This is a genomic window from Leptospira sp. B5-022, from assembly GCF_000347035.1.
Classification (GTDB): domain Bacteria; phylum Spirochaetota; class Leptospiria; order Leptospirales; family Leptospiraceae; genus Leptospira_B; species Leptospira_B cinconiae.
The window spans coordinates 1-21,621 of the sequence record NZ_ANIJ01000023.1 but is presented as its reverse complement, the minus strand read 5'-3'; the positions used below and the strand labels follow the sequence as shown (position 1 = coordinate 21,621).

Genomic DNA, 21,621 nt, shown 5'->3' with positions numbered 1-21,621 from the left:
AAGCTCGACTATGCAAGAATTCCTCCCAGAAAATTACCTCCCCGATTCCAATCTCTGGGAAGCAGGAAGAGAAACTTCCATATTCAAAACCCCGATTTTCGAGTTAGTCTCCGTTCCGAAAGTTTCTCCGGACAAAACGATCTCCGGGAATTTTTTCAAAATAGAATCTAAGGATTGGGTGAATGTGATCGCACTCACCCAGGACGAAAACGTGATCCTGATCGATCAATACAGACACGGTTTACATTCTTATTGTCTGGAAATCCCCGGAGGGATCGCGGACAAAAACTCCATCCTAGAATCCGCTCAGGCAGAATTGAGAGAAGAGACCGGTTTTGCCTCGGATGATTGGGAATATTTAGGAAAAATTTCCGCAAATCCGGCAATCCTGAATAACTGGTGTCATACTTACATTGCCAGAAATATTTATCCTCACCCTGGTGGACAGGATCTGGATGAAAGCGAACAAATAGAAGTGTATCAATATCCTCTAAACAAAGTCCCCGAAATTTTAGATAAGAATATCCTGCACCATGGGATGGTCGTCGCCGCATTCGGATTGTTCTTTTTAAAATACGGAGAAAAGAAGAAGTAGAACTATCTCATGACAAAAACCGCAAGCACGAGCCCATTCGTCTCTTTACAGGTCCCTGAATTCAGGAATTTTTTGGCCGGAAAATTTTTGGTCACCCTTTCATTCATTATGCAATCCACTGTGGTCTTTTGGCAGATTGACCATATCACTCACGATGCATTCTTCGTGGGTCTCATAGGATTTGCAGAGCTTGTGCCTAATGTTGCAGTTTCCCTATTTTCCGGATTGGTTGTGGACAGTATTCCAAGAAAAAAGATCATCTTCCTTTCACTCACCGGCTTGACTTTCAGTTCTTTCTTACTTTTATTATTCACTCTTCCCGGTTTCGAATGGGTTATCGAAAATTATTGGGTCTATCCGATCTATTCTGCGATCTTTTTCTCCGGGATCTGCAGAGGGTTTTTATCCCCTAGTATCGCAGCTTTTCAAACCCAATTAGTCTCTAAGGAAATTTTTCCGAATGCTGCGACTTGGAGCGGTGTTGCTTGGCAGGGTTCCGCGGTTTTAGGTCCGATGCTTGGCGGACTTCTGACAGGATTTAACGGAGTACAAACGGCTTATCTTGCGGACTTCTGCATTATGGTTTTTTCCTTATTCCTGCTTTTATTAGTTCCGTCCAAACCTGTTCCGGAAAAACAAGGAGAGAAGGAATCCATCTGGAAAAGTTTGGGAACCGGTTGGAAGTTCGTATTCGGCCACCAATTGATCTTAGGCGCGATCAGTTTGGATCTGTTTGCGGTATTATTCGGAGGAGCAGTTGCACTTATACCGACATTCTCCCGAGAAGTTTTAGGAATGGGCCCGGAATATTACGGAATATTGAGATCGGCTCCAGCGATCGGTGCGGTGCTTTGTGCGCTATTTATCGCAGTCAAACCTCCCAAAACAAATTCCGGAATTATACTACTCAGTAGCGTATTCGGTTTTGGGATCTGTATGATCGTATTCGCGCTCTCCAAGAATTTTTATCTATCTTGCGCGGCCCTGGTCGTAAGCGGTTCCTTCGACATGGTAAGTGTTGTGATCCGACATACGATCGTTCAGATGTATACCCCGGAACATATGAGGGGAAGAGTCTCCGCGGTAAATAATATCTTCATAGGTTCTTCTAACGAGTTGGGAGCATTCGAATCGGGAGCCGCCGCCAAAGCATTCGGCCTAGTCCCTTCCGTGGTATTAGGAGGAACTCTTACTCTTTTAACGGTAGGGATCGTTACCGCGATCGCACCTCGTCTAAGAAAAATGGATCTAAAGGATATAACGGTTTAAATATGGATAATATTCTTACCCAACAAGAGGCAATGCTCCGCTCCGGACAGATCTCCGAAGTGGATTACACCTTAAAATTAAAACTAGAAAAAGGATCCCAAGAATACGAGGGAGAGACCACAGTCCGATTCGTATACAACGGCGGCAAAAAAGGGAAACTCAAAGTGGATTTTATTTCCAAAAAGATCGAGATCCTTTGGCTGAACGGTAAAGAAGAAACAAATTACGAAAAAAAAGAATCCGCACTATTCTTATCCGGAGAATTATTAGCGGAAGGTAAAAACGAACTCAAAGTAAAATACAAAAATGCCTTCGATCATAGCGGTTCGGGCTTTCATAAATTCACCGACCCATCCGACAAAGCGGAATACATGCATACGGACTTCGAACCGTTCGAAGCTCATAGATTATTCCCCTCTTTCGACCAGCCGGATCTAAAGGCGACTTACGAGCTGGAGATTACCGGACCTTCGGAATGGACCTATATCCACAACACGGTCCCGAAATCGGAAGAGACCCAGGGAAATTATAAAAACATAAAGTTCCAGAAGACCAAAAAATTTTCCACGTATCTGTTCTCTCTCATCGTAGGTCCTTATGCGGTTTGGGAAGATAAAGCGGGAGCGATCCCTCTTAGAATATTCTGCCGTAAATCCCTCTCCAAATATATGGATGCGGAGAATTTGTTTGCGATCACCAAGGAAGCGTTCGGTTTTTTACAGGAATATTTCGGGATTCCCTATCCGTACGGAAAATACGACCAGATATTCGTGCCTGAATTCAATATGGGAGCCATGGAAAATGTGGGAGCGGTCACATTTTCCGAAAGTTATATTTTCCGCGGGCCACGGATCTACTCGGAATATCTAAATAGAGCCAATACTGTGTATCACGAAATGGTACATATGTGGTTCGGAAACCTGGTCACAATGAAATGGTGGAACGATCTCTGGCTAAACGAAAGTTTTGCGGATTATCTTTCTTATTATTCTATGTCCAAGGGAAAAATTTTCCCAGATGCATTAGAACATTTTTATGTAAGAGAAGAATGGGCTTATAGAGAAGACCAACTTTCCACCACCCATCCGATCGCCGGAAAAGCGGAAAATACCTTGGAAGCAATCAGCAATTTCGACGGGATCTCATATTCCAAAGGAGCTTCTGTTCTTCGCCAATTGATGTACTACGTGGGAGAAGAAAAATTCAGGGAAGCGATGCGACTTTATTTTAAAAGACATGCGGAGAAAAACACAGTCCTAAACGATTTTCTTTCCTGTATGTCGGAAACAAGCGGCATCGATATCAGAGGATGGAGTAAGGAATGGTTGGAAACAACAGGAGTCAACACTCTCAGTCCTGTCCGACAAAACGGTAGATTGTTTTTACACCAAGGACCTTCCGCAACAAACGGACTTTTACGCACGCACGCACTTCAAGCAACATTATTCCGAGAAAAGAACGGAGTATTGGAAGAAGTCTGGAAAAAAAGAGTTCTCGTAAAAGGAAAAGAAACCCTATTGGAGGAAAATTATACCGGAGAAGCGGACCTTCTACTCTTAAACACCGAAGACTTCGCCTATGCCAAAACCTATCTAAGTAAAGAATCGCTTCCAATCTTAAAAAGAAGCTTACACACTCTAAAGGATCGTTTTTCCAGAAGAGTTGTATGGGGAAGTTTATGGCAGATGGTAAGAGATGCGGAACTTTCTCCCAAGGAATTTTTGGAATTAGCCTTGGACCAAGGACTGAAAGAACCTGACCTTTCCGTTCGAAACAGTCATATACTTACCAAAGCTTTGACGGTAATAGACAATTATATTCCGGAGACTGAAAAGCGAACCTGGTCCGATCAACTTAATCGTATCGCCAAGGAAAAATCCCTTTTAGCCCAAAACCCGGAACAAGAACAGATCCTATGGTTCAGAATATTAGAAAATACCTCTAAATCTCCCGAACAACTCGCATACTTAAAAGAATTATTGGATCAGAAAAAAAGTATTCCAGGGATCGCAATGGACCAAGAGAGACGTTGGGTCATTCTTTCCAGACTAAGCGCCCACGGAGATCCGGAATCTTCTAAACGGATCGAAGAAGAAGTTACTAAAGACAATACCGATCTGGGAGCAAAAAAAGCGTTCTTAGCAAAAGTCTCCTTCCCGGACCCTAAAACCAAAAAAGAATCCTGGGAAAGATTTTTGAAACCGATCGACGGAGATTCGACGGATTTTTTAAGATATGGGATGAGAGGATTCCAATGGAATCACCAAAAGGATCTGCTGGTTACTTATACAGAGGAGTATTTTAACTCGGTGATCTCCGTGTATGAAACAAGAGATCCTCATTTTGCCTCCGCATTCGGACATCTCATGTTCCCTTCTTTTGAGCCGGATCCGAATCTGTTAAAAAGGACACAAGAGTTTCTGGACCAAAATAAAAAACTACCGGAATTATTGAGAAAGGATCTCCAACAGCAGAGGGACGATATGCAAAGAACCTTGAAAGTTTTGGAAAAGTATAAGAGCCTATCGGCACTTGAAGCCCGTGACTAAACACTAAGCGATAACCTAATTTTTGAAACGGTCTATAAGATCTAAACGGTCTTTCTAATTCCCTAAGAAAAAAGAAGAGTTAGAGGGCAGCCTCCAACTCTTAACCAAAAAGATCTATATTTTAGACTGGATTATGTGGTAGCAGGTTCCCTTTTTCCGGAGGAGTTTACCGAAGTTTCTCCATGTTGTTTTTTCCATTCATCTAATTTTTTATCCATTACCTTAAACCATAAAGGTGGGAATAAAGCCAAAAGGATCATCAATTCGTATCCGTAAGGGAGTTGCGGACTTTCTTCGAAATGACGTAAGGATTGGTATCTTCTTCCTGCGTTTGCATGATGATCGGAATGTCTTTGTAATTGGAACAAAAACGCGTTAGACAAACTAAAGTTTTGGTTCCAAGAATGGATCGGTAAAACCTTCTCGAATTTTCCCGGAGAAACTTCCTTACGAGCTAAGCCGTAATGTTCGATATAGTTCACCAACTCTAACAGAGAGAATGCGATCCAACTTTGCACAAAGAAAAATGCAGGCACCTGCCAGTTCAAATTACCGGTGATCGCATAAAATATCCCCGTCACCGCGGAAATAAATAAAAGAGGAATGATCATGGATGTGATCATCTCATTCTCCAAAGTCCAAACGGATTTTCCCAGCTTACCTAATCTTTTTTTCTCTAAATTCCAAGCGCTTGTCAAACTTCCAAAAACGGTTCTTGGATAAAAAGAAAAGAAGGACTCCCCTTTCCTGCTGGAAGCCGGGTCTTCATGAGTGGAAACATTCACATGATGGCCTCGGTTATGTTCTATGAAGAAGTGCATATAACATACGGTCATAAGAATGAACTTGGAATACCATTGCTCGATCTTTGTATTCTTATGCCCCAATTCGTGTGCTACGGTGATTCCGATCCCACCTGTATTCACACCGATCGCTAAAACAAAAGCTCCCCATTCCAATGTAGAAAGAGGTTGGGTTTGGACTTCCCACAGAGCCCAAATCACCAATCCGAACTGGATCCAAGCCCAAGCATAGGTTAGGAACCTAAAATAGAATTCCTTTTGCAATTCAGGGACATCTTCTTCCTTAGGATTGCTCGCATCCGGACCGATCCAAAGGTCCATGATCGGAAGAATCCCGAAAACCACCGCCAAAGTTAAAAAATTATAGTATCCACCCAAATAATAACCTAACACGGCCAAAACCGGAATTAGGTATGCAATCAAAAAGGATAATCTTTTCCCAACACTCATTTCTCTCTCTCCTATCCCAGATTTTCCGGGAAAATCAATCGATTTAATTTATTTCGAACGTTTGGTATTATAACATACGCTGAATTCGAGGCAAGAAAAAAATTTCAAAACGAATATTTTTTCTAACAATTGTTTTATAATAAGCCGGATCGGGAAATCATAAAGGAATGGTGCGGGAACTGTAGAGATACATTTGCTCTTTTCCAACTCTCTGTGTGCTCCGTGTCTCTGTGCGAAACATGTTTTTGCATTTGATTCGGACAGAGTTCACGGAGGTTCTGCCGCAACATTGTTACAGAATTTACAATAGTCTTCCCTTACAAGTGGAAGAATCTCATACATGTGGGCCTGTCGAACTCCTACATCTAAAAAATAAATTATCAACTACACACTTCGGTCTAGCCCCTTCGATTTTTATCCTTGTTTCGGAAGGCCTCTTCAAAAGCATGGTTTATAAGAAGAAAACTTCACCTTCCTTAAGACGAAAAACTTCCCCCACGCGAAAACGTATAACGTTCCCATTCCGAGGAAACCCTTAATGAGTCTTAACGGATTAAATTTCTATTCCTATCTTAGTCGTATCCGAATTCTTAAAACCTATTCCAGTAAAATTATGCTTGTGGCCTTTTTTGGGACACATGTTCCCTTAATCACACTTTTATTATTTTTCATTTTATCCACCGTACAGGATTTTCAAACCGCCCTTAAAATTTTAGGGATTGCTCTTGCGGCAACTCTTACAGGAACTGCGGCCACTCTTCTCGCCTTACATAAACTTTTAGCTCCGGTGATGCTTACTTCAAGATCATTGAATAGATATCTGAGTGAGAGAGAGCTCCCGAATTTACCCACAATATTCCAAGATGAAGCCGGTTCCTTGATGGCGGACACGGTTACCGCTGTGCGCAAGTTAGACGAGCTCATCCATTATATGGCTAACTATGACGGTTTATCCGGACTACCGAATCGGGATCTATTTTTGGAAAGACTGAGTAGTTCCCTTCATGAACTTTCCATGAGAGAGGAAATATTAAGTTTTCCTGTTCTATCTTTAGAAGCGACTCACTTAAAACAGATCCGATCCAATTTCGGTGTGCATATAGGGGACCTATATCTGAGAGCTTTAGTCCAAAAATTGGAAACGATGCTCGGCCCGGAAACCATCCTGGCAAGGACAGGAGATGGAGAGTTTTCTTTCTTTCCTTCACCTTCTTCTTCCCAAATTTTAGAAACGGATTCGGAGATCTGGGCAGGGAAGATCCAAAACAGCGTATCTTCTCCTTTGAATGTGGTAGACCATCAGATCTCTTCCGAGATACAGATTGGAATTTCGGTTTTTCCCTATGATGGAAAATCGTCCGATCAACTTTTATGGAAATCGGAGACTGCTTTAAACCAAGCAAAACTTTCGGGGACCACAAAGATCCAAACTTATTCTTCCGAATGGAAGGAAAGAATGAAGGAGAAATACCTACTCGAAAAAGACCTAAGACTTGCAATATCTAAAAACCAATTATTCCTTCAGTACCAGCCCAGAATAGAAGTACAAACCGGAAAAAAGATCTCCGCAGAAGCATTACTCAGATGGAAACATCCGGAATACGGGCTCATCTCCCCTACTATCTTCATACCGATCGCGGAAGAAAGCGGGATTATAGCTGAGATGGGCGAATGGGTCCTTTCCAAATCAATGGAGGACTTAGGAAATTGGAAAAAAAGAGGAATTCCCCCGATCCGTATCTCGGTGAATTTATCCGTAAAACAATTGGAAGATAAGAATATCACTAAGAAGGTCTTAGATATCTTGGAGAAAAACGATTTGAGTGTGGAAGATCTGGAATTGGAGATCACCGAATCGAGTTTAATCACCAATACGCAGCCAGCTTTGGAAATTTTAGGAGAGTTACATTCCTGGGGGATTTCCCTCGCCTTGGACGATTTTGGAACAGGTTACTCCAGCCTTTCTTATTTAAGTAAAATTCCGCTCAAAACACTCAAAGTGGACCAATCCTTCGTACGCAAAATTCTAACGGATCCGAATTCTTTGGCAATATCCAAAACGATCGTTGCTTTGGGAAAAAGTTTAGGACTTCGAATCACCGCGGAAGGTGTGGAAACCGAGGCTCAAATGCGGAAAATCAAGGATCTGGGTTGCGATGAAGCGCAGGGATATTTCTTAAGTAAACCTATACTTTTGGAAGAATTGGAGAAGTTCGTCCAAACCTAAAACAACTTTTAACAACAGATCGACTGGTCCGCATCGATCGATCCGTATCCAAACTTTCCGGCCTTTCCCTTTATTACATTTAATCTGTTTGTAACAGTTCTCTCCTTAATCGAATTGCAGGAGTATCCATACTTTCCATAAGGAGGATAGAGCGAATCGGAAGTATTACATTATGATTACGAGAACTTTTATTACAATTTCAATTTTTCTAATATGTTTGGGGACCCTTTCTGCGGACACCGTGACCAATATCAAAACCAAAGAAGTGATCGAGAACGTAAAAACCACTCAGACGGAACAGGGTGTGATCGTTGAGTTCGAAGACGGCTCCCGTAGAGGTTTTGACAGAACGTCCGTTACTGTAGAAGCCAAACCTGTGGAGTGGAAACAAAAGGAACAGGAAAACTATCCTGATAAGGAAAGATATACTGATTACGGGATCCTTGGCGGGTTCGGACTATTGTTCCTTCTTTTACCTTGGTAACCAAGTTTTTAATCCAACTCTAATCCAGACGTAACGTGTACGTAAAGATAAAGGATTATGTTCTATATCAGGTTCGAAAACATTTCAGCGCAAATAAGCGAATATTCGGATCATTCGAAGGAGATATTTTGTTTATGAAAACAAAAATAAAAAGAGTGCTTAGTGTTTTTTCGGTCTTTGCACTTTCTATAACTTACATCAATTGCCCACCGGCAAGTAAATCTAACGATGCTTCAGCCTTATTAGCTTTATTAAGTTCAGGCTCACTTTGTGGAGATATTACCTCTGCACAAAGTTTTTCCGGCAATGTAGAACTTTGCGGAATTGCAACCGTAAAGAGCGGAGGAAGTATTACATTTGCTCCAGGAACTACAGTAAAAGCTTTTCCTGGGTCTTATATCTTAGTACTTCCTGGCGGAAAAATTTTCGCAGATGGGACCGCAGGAAGCCCGATCGTTTTCACATCCGGAATTGCAGTGGGATCTCGGGCTCCAGGAGATTGGGGTGGAATCGTGATCATCGGTAGAGCTTCCGGTGCTGCCGCTGGGGACACTGAAGGAGTAAACCCTCAACCTTACGGATTAACTGTTGCCGCTGCGAACGAAGCGGATAATTCGGGAATTTTAAATTATGTTCGTATCGAATTCGCAGGTAACGAAGTCGCTTCCGGTGACGAGTTAAACGGCCTTTCTCTTTACGGGGTCGGAACCGGGACCACGATCTCTTACGTTCAAGTACACCGCGGTTTAGACGACGGTATCGAAGCTTGGGGCGGCAGTGTCAATATGGACCATATTCTTGTGACAGGCGGTATGGATGACGATATCGACTTGGATGAAGCTTACGCAGGTACTATCAATACTCTCATTACTCACAAATACCCTGTTGCTTGTGGTGGAACTTACTCTTCTGATCCAAGAAGTTTCGAAATGGACGGATTTGCAGGGGGAGGAGCAGACCCAGTGGCCGGATATAGAGACGGTACATATACCGCAACGATCACGAATTTTACTGCGATCGGAATTCCTACCGCCGGTGTTTCCGGATCCGCTGCTTACAAATTTAGAGAAGGATTCCATGGAAATTTCAGTAACGGAATCTTTATGGCGAGAAATAATTCCAGTGCAGGCAATACACAAGAGAATACTACCGGATCAAATGAAACTACTGTTACTTTCGCAGCAACTGTTTTCAAAACACCAGCCACTTCGACTAGTGTGACCGGATCTCCATCGATTACCGGCTCAATAACGGACGATGCTGACGCTGATATTACTGAATACGGCGAAAGCAGCTGTGAATTCACTACAACGCCTAATTACACCCTTATTAATGCGTCCATCAATGGGGGCAATGGTGCAGACGGACAGTGGTATAGCGGTTGGACTTACTACAGAGCAAACTAACTTAAAAAGTAAAGAAACCGGTTCCCTTAAAAAAGGGGACCGGTTTGCAAGAAGAATGAAAGAGAAACATAAATTACAAATATCTCTAACACTCACGATATTCAGTTTCTTATTTTTTCCCCAATGCAAAGGGGAATTAGAAAAATACAAAGAGTCCGTAATTGAAAATTACTCCAGCCAATCGGAAGAGAAAAAGAAATCGATTAACCTGCTATTATCCCAAGTAAAAAGTGAATACACTTTACAGAACTCATACAAAAATCAAGAAGAAGCAATTCGTAATTTTCTTTTAGAAATTTTAGATCCCAAAACTGAATTTCCGAAATCTATCTGCAATTCATACGATATAGAAAAAATCATTATGCCGAATATTCTGTTGGAAAAATACGGGATGGTATATATGAGCCCTGAAGATAGACAGACAACTATCCGCACTCGTCAATTATTAGGGATTTCCCGCATTCGTTCAAAATTTAGAAATCCGACACTTATCAATAGTCCGGAAGTCACTTTTCAACTAGAAACTAAAAAAATTCGGCAACACAATGCGATCCGGTTCATTAATTTAGAAAATATTAAAGTAACCGTACCTGAAAAAAAAGTAATCATATTGGAAGAAATCAAATCCATACTATCGGTCGGCGGTGAATACAAAGTTTGTATTGTCGCTCCGTAACAAAAATATCAACCAGGGAAAATAAACCAGATGAAAAAATACCTAGCCATTCTCTCGCTGTTTTTGACAACGACAGTCTACTTGCAAGCACAGGCTACGGGACGTTTAACAGGGACCGTTATAGATGCGGACTCCGGGGATGCCCTTAATTTGACAGCAGTCATCGTTCGCTCCGCAGGTAAAGCGATGCGTACGGATTTTGACGGAAAATTCAATATGGAACTTCCTCCGGGTCAACACAAGGTGGAATTCAAGTATTCAGGATACGATCCGGTAGTTCGAGATGTTACCATTCAGGCCGGAAAAACGGTGAATGTAAATGTGACATTGGGTGCTAAGACATTAGATACAGTAAACGTGCAAGGTAGGGGTTTGAATAAATCCGAATCGGCTCTTTTGCAATTGCAAAAAAAATCCGGGACCGTTTCCGACGGGATCTCTGAAGAAGCGATCAAAAAAAGTCCGGATTCCTCCGCGGGAGATGTACTTAGGAGAGTTACCGGTATAACTCTTGTAGGTGGAAAATTCGTTTTCGTTCGAGGCCTCGGAGAAAGATACTCCACTACCGTATTAAACGATTCGGTGGTCCCTTCCACCGAGCCTGACAAGAGAGTGATCCCTCTAGATCTATTTCCAGCAAGTGTCATCAAAAACATTCGTATCATTAAAACATTTGCTCCGGAAGATTCCGGCGAATTTTCAGGTGGAGTCGTAAAAATTGAGACTAAAGATTATCCTGATAAATTAGAAGCGAGTATAGGATTCGGCCTAGGTTATAATAGTATTACGACCGGTCGTGCCTTCCAGACATTCGAAGGTGGCGGAATGGCAAATCTTTTCGGGATGACCGGGAGTAATCAAAAATTACCGGGAGTGGTAAGCTCTTTACCGGATATTCTTCCGCTTTCCCCTACCTCGAATTTATCACAACAAGCGATCAGCGCGATGGCTGTTTCCGGTTTTTCAAACGATTGGTCTTCCAAAGAGATCACCGCTCCTTGGGATAAATCCTTTAACCTTTCTTTCGGAAATACATACAAACTAAACCAAAACGGAGATATGAGGTTAGGTGTATTACTCGGATCCACATACTCCAGGAACTTTAGGTATCGTCAAACTCAAGAAAATCGATACAGCTCTGCTAACTCAATAAACCCTTTGCTCACCGACTTTACCTCTCTAAATCTTTTAAAGAAAGAAGATGTTCAAACTTGGAACGAGGAAGTCAATTTCGGAAATAATGTAAACGTAACTTTTCAGCTAAAAGAAGGACAACAAATCTATTATAAATTATTACATACGATCCAGTCCGATAAAATTGTAAGAAGTTCCTTCGGATATAATAATATAGATACCTTCAATTATATCAATAATTCCCTGGAGTGGACTAGTAGAACACTTTTCAACCAAACCGTGGGTGGAACTCATGCTTGGACTCCATTCGGAGATAGACCTCATAAATTCGAATGGCATGGAAACTTTGCCAGAGCAGAAAGAGACCAACCGGACCTCAGAAACCAACTTTGGCAGCGTTCCATTAACTCCACAAGTTCCAACTTCACTCGTACAGGAAATCCGGACGGACAAAGATACTTCTCTAATACTACCGATGATGTAGCGAGCATAAACGCTAAATATACGGTTCCTTTCAAACAATGGGACGGATTACAGTCCAAATTAAAATTTGGAGCAACCGCTTTGGATCGGACCAAATTGTTCCGGTTCAGGGAATTCCAGCAAAACTTGGCCGCAGCACCCGGAATGATAGATCTGTATCCTGTGCCGGGAGAGATCACTTACAATCCGATCACTCTTTTGAACGGGGATAGACAGTTTAGAGAAAGATTCGGGGACAATAACGCGTACAACGCCGGACAAAAATTACATGCTTATTTCCTGCAATTGGAAATGCCAATCGCTTCCAAGCTGAACTTCTTAGGGGGAGCCAGATACGAGGACAGCAGCCAAACGGTGGCAACATTTGCATTAAGAGATTCTTATCTATACGAAACTTCTCTCTCTCAGATCTATGGAAGCGGGTGTAGCATTAAGAATAGTCTTGTCAGAGAATATGCAGTTGCAAATGGGATCTGCCAGGCGGATAATAACGGGATCGGAAATTTAAGAACAAGGGACCTTCTTCCTTCCGCAAACCTGACCTGGGAATTCAAAGAAGATATGAACTTAAGGCTTGGATATTCGGAAACGGTAACAAGACCCGATCTAAGAGAACTTTCTCCTTTCTATTTCTCTCCCTATTTCGCTGCGGATAGGATCCAAGGAAATTCAAACCTGAACAGGACCTATATCCATAATTATGACTTGAGATACGAATGGTATTTGACTGCGACCGATTATATCGGAGCGGCAATTTTCAAAAAGAGAATGTCCGATCCGATCGAACAGATCGGTATCCCTGTGGCAGGGCAACCTCAAGTTCGTTATACATTTGCAAATGCAAAACAAGGGGATATAGAAGGGATCGAGTTAGACTATAGAAAAGATTTCTGGAACCATTTTAGGATCGAAGGAAATCTTTTCTTCATCAAATCCAAGGTTACTGTTCTAAACGATTCCGAATACTATGCGGCAAGACTCGGATTTGTATCCATTTATTCCGAATTATTTGGACTTGCTCCTACGGATAAAACCAGATCTCTCCAAGGCCAATCCGAAAGAGTGTTCAATCTTAAGTTTACCTACTTCCCGGATCAGGAAAAACACCATAGTCTCGGATTATACTACAATTATTTCTCGGAAAGGATCGTAGTAGTAGGAGGTAACGGTGTGCCAAACGCAATCCACCAACCGGCAGGAGTTTTGGATTTTATCTACGGATGGCAAAAAGGAGAACATCTAGATCTAAAATTTGCGGTCCGGAATATTACCAACACTATGTTCAAAGCGACTCAAGTGGATAATGTATACGGGGTAGAACAAACCTATTTCAAATATAGGGAAGGTATCTCTATCTCGATTTCCGCAAGTTATAAAATGTAAGACACAACCAGCCTAATTCCCCGAACGGATCTTTTTACTCTCGTTCGGGGACTCGTTTGTTCACAGATCGCGGACGCCTGCGAAAAAGCGAAATTTCCGCGCAAATAAACCAGTGTAACCCCAGAACATTATTCCTTTCTTATAAAACAGGAATGAGTCCCTCTTTTCATCTATAAATAATCATTACGGTTCAGAGAATTTTAGAACCGATCACTCTCAAATATCCCAACTCGGATATATTAACATAATCAAATTGTAATAAAATAAATTTTTAAATAATTGACACTAAACCGACCAACGTTAGTCAGTCAATTTAGTTATCGAAAATTCAAAAACAAATTACACAAGAAAATGTCAGCAGGGATATTTTATTAAATATCTCTGCGAGGAATTTCATATATGAGCCAGCGAATCAAAATTAAAACCTTTATTACGTATCTACTTATCCAATTTATAATAGGATGTTCCGGAAATTGGAACTTCTGGGATAGCGGAAACGTAGATCTATCCAAAGCGACCTGGCTCGTAGCTGAAAAAGTCCCCTTGGTTGTAGATAAGGGCGGTGTTCCAGGCGTTACGCCTACAACTCCCGTAAATAATCTTTTCACTCTTCCTCCTGGTACTAAAGTAAAGGCGGCTGCCTTAGGCGGAACAATCGATCCGACCGGCACCACAATTGTAAATGATTTTGACGGCGATGGTATACTGAATACGGATGAAACCACCACTAACGTGTGGGTGGCAGACTATCCGGTAATCGAAGCTATTGTAGCTCCTCCGGTCACAATGAAGATCGAAATCCTAAAGAATTCGCAAAACACATCGGATGAAATAACTAGCGAAATTAATTCAAGCGACTTCGAATCAACTAAAAACCAAGGTTCTGAACGAATTCACCAAAATGAAGTTAATTTAAGGACAGTCCAATTCCAAGACTCTTATGCAAGTTCGAATGAGTTATCAAATTCCACTAGCACAAGTATGAGTTATGGCGCACAAACTAAAATTGGACCCGTTAGTCTAGGCTTCAATTATGCTTCAAGCAATTCGAATAGTTGGGAAGCAAAAAATTCACTTTCTACCACAACAACCAAATGGGCCGATAAACCTTTTAAAAATAATATTGATACCCAGGCGAATAATCTAAAATCGTCTTCGGCAGCCTCGAAAGCAAAAAAATACAGATCGGAAAAGACCCAAAAAATTAACGAGACCTCACAAATAGATGCAAATGCAGGCTACGTAAGGGCCGCATTATACATCAAAAACACTTCCGTCAATATGCCTGTAAAATTGACGAATATACTCTGCTCTCTTATGTTCGAGAACGGGACCGGAGATCTAATTCCGATCCAGAGTTTCCGTTTAAGGAACGACGATTATAGCCTTTTCGAAGTGAGCGTTTACGGCGGTTCGGAATTCGGACCTTATGTAGTACAACTTTCGGGATTAAACACTTCGGAGATAGAGAACGCAATTGCTGCGGGATATAACCCTAAAATTTTCATCGTGGACTATGAAATGAGTCATGTTCCGGATTCTAACTATAAATCGGCACTTTTGAATTTTTCAGGTAACAACTTAAAAATTATAGAAGAGAATGCAAAAGGAAGGACCGGATTAATAAGAGTTTACGGTCCGAACATGAGACAAATGTATCGTGTTGCCGCATTCGATGTTCCGGATAGTTCGGATCCATGCGCGAGAACTGCGACCTCTCTTTCTCCTGGGATCACTTTGAGAAAAGCCTTAGAGAGATTGCAATGCAACGGCTTAAAGATCGAATTCCAAGATTATGTGATCGATCTATCCGAAATAGCCCCTGCGCTTGGAGAATACAAATTGCACTTAAAGGGAATCAAAACTTTAGGTCCAGTCCCGACCAATATCCCTTGCGTAAATGAGACTCATACCGGTTCCGACGGGGTAACTAGAACCGCTTGTGTCCAAAAGCCGCTCAGCACCTGGACGGAAGAAGAGAAAACTAATGCGGGAGTCTGGGCAATTTATTCGAACGGAAGATACTATAATCTAACGGAATATTTTAAGGACCTGGATGATTCTATTCGGACTTTCGATCCTACGAATAGCCAAAAAACCCCAATGGTAAAAGGAGTAGATTCTGTGATCTGGGCGGGAGATTATTATGATATCGTATATATCTCCTTCAAGGATCTCTTAAAAAAGGAAGAAGAACAAACTTTCGGAACAAATCCCTTAGAGACACAAAGAGAATATAAGTTGAATACTTCTTGGGATCTAAATTCTCTCGGAAGTTATCCTTATGATCCGGAAGTAAAATCTCTCTTTTTAGGGAAATTAGGATTCGGAGAAAGATTCGAGTTAAATATCAAGTTGGATAATAACCAATATTTGACTCCTAACTTCGGAACCCCAATTGATGGAGGACTATTCCAATATTTTTCAAACTTCAGTTATAATATTACGACAAGCGTTCCTAAATTATCCATCGACCAGGTAGCAGACCTGGAAATATCGATGGGATTCGGAGGACAAAGATCCGATTGGTTCCATATCGTAAAAGATTTAGATAATTCTAATTCGTTTAAATTAAAAAACTGCGGAAGGACTCTAGATTACGTAAACCAATTGTTTACTCTTTGTATAGAATTGCCAACCGAACATGAATATGTGGATCCGGAAGTAAGCCTAATCAATTTGTATCTGCGGCCTTCTTTAAGTAACGCATACCGCAGAACGATCTGGCCCCTGCCCTACCAGGACGTTCGAAAAATGAGAGGAGAGCTTGGAAACCCTGCCGAAATCGGAGATACTACAATTAAAGTTTCGAACGGAACGGGCCTTGCGGAAGTCGGAGAAAATATTTATATCTTAGGGGATCCGAATGCGTATCCTATCTCTTCGATCGGGACACCTGCTTCGGACGGGTCTTATATAGTTACCCTAGGGACGACTATTAAAAAAACAGGCAAAAAGACCACGGAAGTATTTGTCAAAGGAACACTTACGGCGGCAGATGTACGACTTACCGTTGAAAACGGATTTCAAACCGATTGGAATACTCAGGTACAATCTAGTTTTATTCCGGATGCTTGGAATACGAAACAATTTCTTCCTTTTGAAACAACATCTTCAGTAAGTTGCAGCTCAACTCCATTTCATCCTTTAAGCTGCCTAGGAGTCACTCCGAATTTAGACGCAATCAACTGGTCTGGGGCTTATAATAAAGGTGTGGCTCTCTGGAATTCATGGGCAGATGCTTCTTATTTTCCTAGCTTCCTCTCAAGTGGACTGTTCGGCTTATCCACTAATTCCGGAAAAGTATATCGTTTGGATGCTTCTAAATCGGATGCAATTTTAAGTGAAAATGTAGGATCGGGTTCTTTATACAGCCCAAAGGTAGTTGTCTATAATAATATTGCTCTTGTTGTCAGAGGTATTACTACTGCAAATAGCCTAACAGGAAGATATTTTAATATTACTACCGGACAAGCACTTACAGGTGAATTTGCATTGCTAAGTAATTATGGAGGATATAATGACTATTCGATCGATATTAAAGGTTCGAAAGTATTATTGGCTTGGCGTCGCACGATAACTGGAGAAACAGATACGCATGAAATTTACTTTGATGCTTTCGATATCAGTTCTTTGCCAACCGCCTCTCGCACAGGAGTTTTAGTGGAATCTCTAACAGAGTCGAATCAATACAGTTGTATTAGCTGCGTTTCCGTAGCCGGTACGGAAACCCGAGCTATCGTTTCCTGGAAAGATGGAACAAATACCTCCACTCATTATGTAAAAGGAAGAGTTTACCAATTAGATCCGATTACACCGCTAGCCAATTCTTTTACCGCAATATCTCAAAGTGCCACCTCCGCTTATAATAGTCATGTTTTTTCGGAAGCAGAAGGATCAATCGGATTTATCGGCGGAATTATGAATACGAATGCACAAGACTTTCGTGTCGGATTTAAGCTTGTAAATCTGACGACTGGAACGCTTACGGGAAGCGGAATCATCTTTAGTGATAGTAGTAGTAGTGCAGGAAACATATCTCATTTAAGTTTGACCGACTATGGATCGAAACATTTAGGAACTTGGATCGAATCCGATGGAACACTTTACGGAGCTATTTTGGATTCTTCCGGAAATTCATTCGGCTCAAAATTGACATTTGACACGAGTGTAACTAATGTTCAGACGGAAGCAAGTGGCAATATTGCGTATGTAAGCTATTCGAAAGCTAATCGAATTTATATTAGAACAGTCGACCTCAGTTCCGGCCAATTCCAGTCAAACTCTCCACTGGTAGTCGACTCAACAAACTCAGCGACTAGCAAGAAAATGGGCAGTTTGATTATCTCCGGAAATACTATTGTTCTTCTCTGGGAACATTTAGAAGGTGGGAAATCCACAATCCGAGGCAGGTCCGTTTCTCTTTCTCCATTGGCCGTCAAGGGACCGGGCGATTTCTTTGTCAGCACAACAAATGAGGGAAATCAAACAGCTCCCGAAATTTCGGGGAGTGGAAACAATGGATTTGCTGTGTGGCTATCGCAGGATATTCTACAACCGAGAGTCCGAGGAGCCTATATGAATATAGCCAACCCTGGCGCTCTTCAATATGGAATGAATAATTTCTTCATCGCCCCTATGATTGAGAGAGATTTTACGATTTGGACAAAAGTTACCGAGTAACGTAGAAACGTTTGGAAAAAGTGAATATGAAATATTGGAAAAGAATGGTCGTTTATTCGGCCATCTTTCCCCTTCTTCTCACTTCCTGTTCCGGCGGATCGGACATGATGAATCGTCTCTTCCGATTTGCCGGCGTTTTACCATCCGGCACATCCTTCTTATCTCCTGGTTCCGCGCCTGCACCGGAAGGAAGTGATCTATTTTCTATTTCGACAAACTACAGTGAGGCGATCGATGATCCGGAAACAAAAGCGGATGCGTTAGCCGGAGCTTTATTTATTGCACCACCGGAACCGAATAATTTCGGTGCGGTTTCCTTAAACTATCCGATCCAAGTTCCGGCGGGTAGAGCTGGGGTTCAGCCGAGCTTAGCGTTGTCCTATTCTTCTACAGGAGGAGATGGATGGACTGGGATTGGTTGGAGTATAGGACTTGGAGCGATCACAAGGACTCCTGAATACGGAGCTTTGTTCTATGATTCCAGAGATACATTTACTTGGAACGGAAAAAGACTGATCAAAGTTTCCGGTTCCACTTCTAATGAGAACGGGGTGTATAGACCCGAGATCACGGAAGAAGATTTTGCATTATTAAAATTAACGAATATAGAAAACGGGGGAACCTGGGAGGTTTTGGATTCCGATGGGACCAAGACGATCTTTGGAGATTCCTCTTCCAATCGGATCTATGATCCGAACCAAATCTCGAGAACATATAGTTGGTATCTTTCGAAAACGGAAGATCGGAATGGAAACTATATGCAAGTTACTTACGACACTTCCAACTATTCCGAAAAACGAAACTTATACGTTCAGGAAATTAAATACACCGGAAATAGCAGAAGTGGATTTCCTGCGAAACAATATGTAAAATTTATCACAAAGTCCAGAGGAGACTCTTATGTGAGTATGGCTCCCGGTTTCACCATGGTCATGGACAAACTTCTGGATAAAATAGAGGTTGGCTGGACAGGCGGGAAACTTTGGACATACACAATGGTGTATGATACTTCTTTCGATTCCGGAAGACCTATCCTTAAAACTGTGGAATCGGATCGCCATACTACCAAACCGGATTTCAAATACAGCAATTCTTCTCGTATATTAACTTGGCAGAATATTGCAAATCAGGCTTCGAGTGAGCCGGAAGTTCTGCCGGCCTCAACTGAATATTTCGAAGGAGATTTTAACGGAGATGCGATCTCGGATATCGTATTCTTTAATCCCCAAACCGGAAATTGGAAAGCGGCAGAAGGCAGAAAAGAAGGCGGATATAATTTCAAAACATATGCAAACCGTTATAAGAACTATGACGGTCCTTCTAAGATCCGATTCTTCAAGGGAAATGTAAGCGGGGACTTTAACGGAGACGGAAGATCCGATATCGCATTCTATCTACCTGAGACCAGGGATTTTATCGTAGCCGAACACGACGGACAAGTATTCCAATTTCGTAATTATGGAAGGCTCATGAGCGGGATACCGGATATTTTCCGGATGGAATGGTTTCCCGGTGACTATGATGGAAACGGCCTTTCTGATTCCCTACTTTTTGACGAGCCCACCGGTCTTTGGACCCTGATGTTGAACAAGGGTAGTAGTTTCGAATTTTTGAAAGTAGGTAAAAAATTCCAGAATGTATTTCGAGGAGATTATTCTCCGAATGCGAATTTGGATAGTGTTAGCACCAACGATACTAGTATCGATGGAAAAGATAGAGCAAAGCTTAAGTTCTTAAGCGGAGATTATAACGCGGATGGACTAACGGATATTTCTCTTTATGATCAAAGAACTGGAAAATGGTTTGTAGGAGAAAATCTCCGAAATCCCGATAAGTCGGATCCGATCTATTTTAAGACCAATTGGGTATTATACAAAGTATTTACTGCACCCGAGCAGGCTTTATTTTCGAACGACCAATTTTCCGGAGACTTTAACGGAGACGGGACATCCGACTTTTTGCTATTCGATCGTTCCTCCGGCGAATGGACGTTAGGAGAAACCGTAAACAGGACCATCAATTTTAAAATTTGGTCTAAGGCTCCTCAATTCAAAACGATCACTCGTTGGTTGCAAGGAGACTTTAACGGGGATGGTGCGACAGATGTCGGATTTTTCTCGGAGAGTGACGGAAAATTCTGGATCGGCGAAGCAACGTCTAACGGGTTCCGTTATAAGATCTATAGCGATATGAGTTACGGTCCAAACCAAGAGAGGGTGATGAAAACTCCTCTACCTCTGGATGAAGTAAAACCTACGAAAGGATTCGGAGTCTTCTCCACTTCTTCCGATTCGAAAACGGTTCTTTTAGATTATCAATATGATGGGAACTCCAACCCTGGAAAGGGAGAGATCGCGTATCCTGGATGTTTTACCGCAAACGATTGCAGCGCTTCTCCTGAGTTACTTTTGTTCGATAGAAGAACAGGAGTATTTGATTTTAAGAAGGGCTCTACGTTTACGGAAGCGGTTCTTACCGGTTTTAATCCGGAGACCGGTGGGATTGTAGCTATCAATAACGGAAAAGCGGATCGTTATACAGCAAATACTCGCGACGAAGTTCTGTTTTTCGGAGACTTTGGAACTACTAGTAAATTTTTTGTCGTGACCCAAGACAGCGGAGTTGCTTTCAAAAGAACGGATCTTGCTAGTATCGGTGATTCTCAAGTTGTATCTTTCGATATCAATTCAAGCGGATACGCGATCGATTATTTTGATTCTACTTCTTCCAAATCGGCTTTGGTTTTAAACGACCTAACTACGAATAGCGCCCAAAGGTTTTTACTCACAGGACCGAGTGGAACTAAGTATTTAACAACTGCGGGAGATGTATTAGATTCTTATCTGCAAAATCTTTTCCAAGTAGGAAGTGAAACGAATCGAAACAGAAGAAATCTTTTCAGCATTTTCTCCGGAGATTTTTCAGGAGTAGGAAAGGCTCAACTTCTTCTCGTAGATAGGACCGGAACTACACATAAATGGTATTTAGGAACCATAGGAACTTCTGCCATTACTTTTAAACTATTAACACCAACCGGCACTGTGAGCGTTCCTGTTTCCACTACTGTATATGATAAAACAAGCCAAGCTGGGATCCAATATGCATTGTATCCGGAAGTCTCCGGGAATTCGATCGTTTACGAAGATCCTACCGAACCTGCTTCTATCGTATTTTCAAAAATTAGAATTACTGCAACTACTGTCACACGGACGGTATATAATCCGGGACTTGTAGGATTTAATAACCAATTCGATCATAGAGGAAACCCGATCATAGTTTCTGACGGTGAGAATAAGGTTTACGATCTTTCCCAAAGTAAAATTATCTCCGCTACTTCTCCTGTATTTGCCTTGTCCATGGATCGCCCGGATTTGATGACCAAGGTGTATCCGTTCCAGTGGATCCAAGGAGATTATAACGGAGATGGACTTACCGATATAGGGATCATTCATCTTAAAGAGCCTACTTGGTATTTTGCG

The 21,621-nt window shown here is 41.8% G+C and carries 11 protein-coding genes; 10 read left to right on the top strand and 1 reads right to left on the bottom strand.

Translation table 11 applies throughout. From position 1 onward, the window contains the following. The first annotated feature begins 10 nt into the window (after positions 1-10). The 3 genes from LEP1GSC192_RS11710 to pepN are packed head-to-tail and all read left to right on the top strand — an operon-like array spanning position 11 to position 4,413. Complete coding sequence (locus LEP1GSC192_RS11710) at positions 11-595, top strand: NUDIX hydrolase (protein WP_020770218.1); 585 nt, start codon at positions 11-13, stop codon at positions 593-595. Between the two features lie 9 nt (positions 596-604). Beyond that, complete coding sequence (locus LEP1GSC192_RS11705) at positions 605-1,864, top strand: MFS transporter (RefSeq protein ID WP_020770198.1); 1,260 nt, start codon at positions 605-607, stop codon at positions 1,862-1,864. Positions 1,865-1,866: 2 nt separating this feature from the next. Continuing rightward, entirely contained in the window at positions 1,867-4,413 is a 2,547-nt protein-coding gene (gene pepN / locus LEP1GSC192_RS11700; protein WP_020770222.1) for an aminopeptidase N, read from the top strand. Between the two features lie 131 nt (positions 4,414-4,544). On the opposite strand, the gene LEP1GSC192_RS11695 is transcribed toward pepN, so the two are convergent. Beyond that, a complete protein-coding gene (locus LEP1GSC192_RS11695) occupies positions 4,545-5,666 on the bottom strand; it encodes an alkane 1-monooxygenase (protein WP_020770213.1) in 1,122 nt (373 codons plus the stop codon). A gap of 538 nt (positions 5,667-6,204) precedes the next feature. On the opposite strand from LEP1GSC192_RS11695, the gene LEP1GSC192_RS11690 reads away from it, so the two are divergent. The 7 genes from LEP1GSC192_RS11690 to LEP1GSC192_RS11660 all read left to right on the top strand — a co-directional run. Further along, on the top strand, positions 6,205-7,893 hold the full coding sequence (locus LEP1GSC192_RS11690; protein ID WP_020770209.1) for a bifunctional diguanylate cyclase/phosphodiesterase: 1,689 nt from the start codon (positions 6,205-6,207) through the stop codon (positions 7,891-7,893). A 172-nt stretch (positions 7,894-8,065) separates the two neighbouring features. Continuing rightward, positions 8,066-8,377 (top strand): hypothetical protein, encoded by a 312-nt coding sequence (locus tag LEP1GSC192_RS11685; RefSeq protein WP_020770183.1) that lies wholly within the window; start codon positions 8,066-8,068, stop codon positions 8,375-8,377. Between the two features lie 134 nt (positions 8,378-8,511). After that, the gene (locus LEP1GSC192_RS11680; RefSeq protein ID WP_020770204.1) at positions 8,512-9,783 is read left to right on the top strand and encodes a hypothetical protein; all 1,272 of its coding nucleotides are present in this window, start codon (positions 8,512-8,514) and stop codon (positions 9,781-9,783) included. Positions 9,784-9,838: 55 nt separating this feature from the next. Continuing rightward, positions 9,839-10,459, top strand: coding sequence for a hypothetical protein (locus tag LEP1GSC192_RS11675; protein ID WP_036089927.1), 621 nt, complete (start codon positions 9,839-9,841; stop codon positions 10,457-10,459). Positions 10,460-10,489: 30 nt separating this feature from the next. Beyond that, positions 10,490-13,459 (top strand): TonB-dependent receptor domain-containing protein, encoded by a 2,970-nt coding sequence (locus LEP1GSC192_RS11670; RefSeq protein WP_020770195.1) that lies wholly within the window; start codon positions 10,490-10,492, stop codon positions 13,457-13,459. Positions 13,460-13,858: 399 nt separating this feature from the next. Continuing rightward, entirely contained in the window at positions 13,859-18,142 is a 4,284-nt protein-coding gene (locus LEP1GSC192_RS11665; protein WP_020770256.1) for an LIC12048 family lipoprotein, read from the top strand. A 26-nt stretch (positions 18,143-18,168) separates the two neighbouring features. Continuing rightward, positions 18,169-21,621, top strand: a 3,453-nt coding sequence (locus LEP1GSC192_RS11660) for a SpvB/TcaC N-terminal domain-containing protein (RefSeq protein ID WP_020770202.1), incomplete at its 3' end; no start/stop codon positions are given.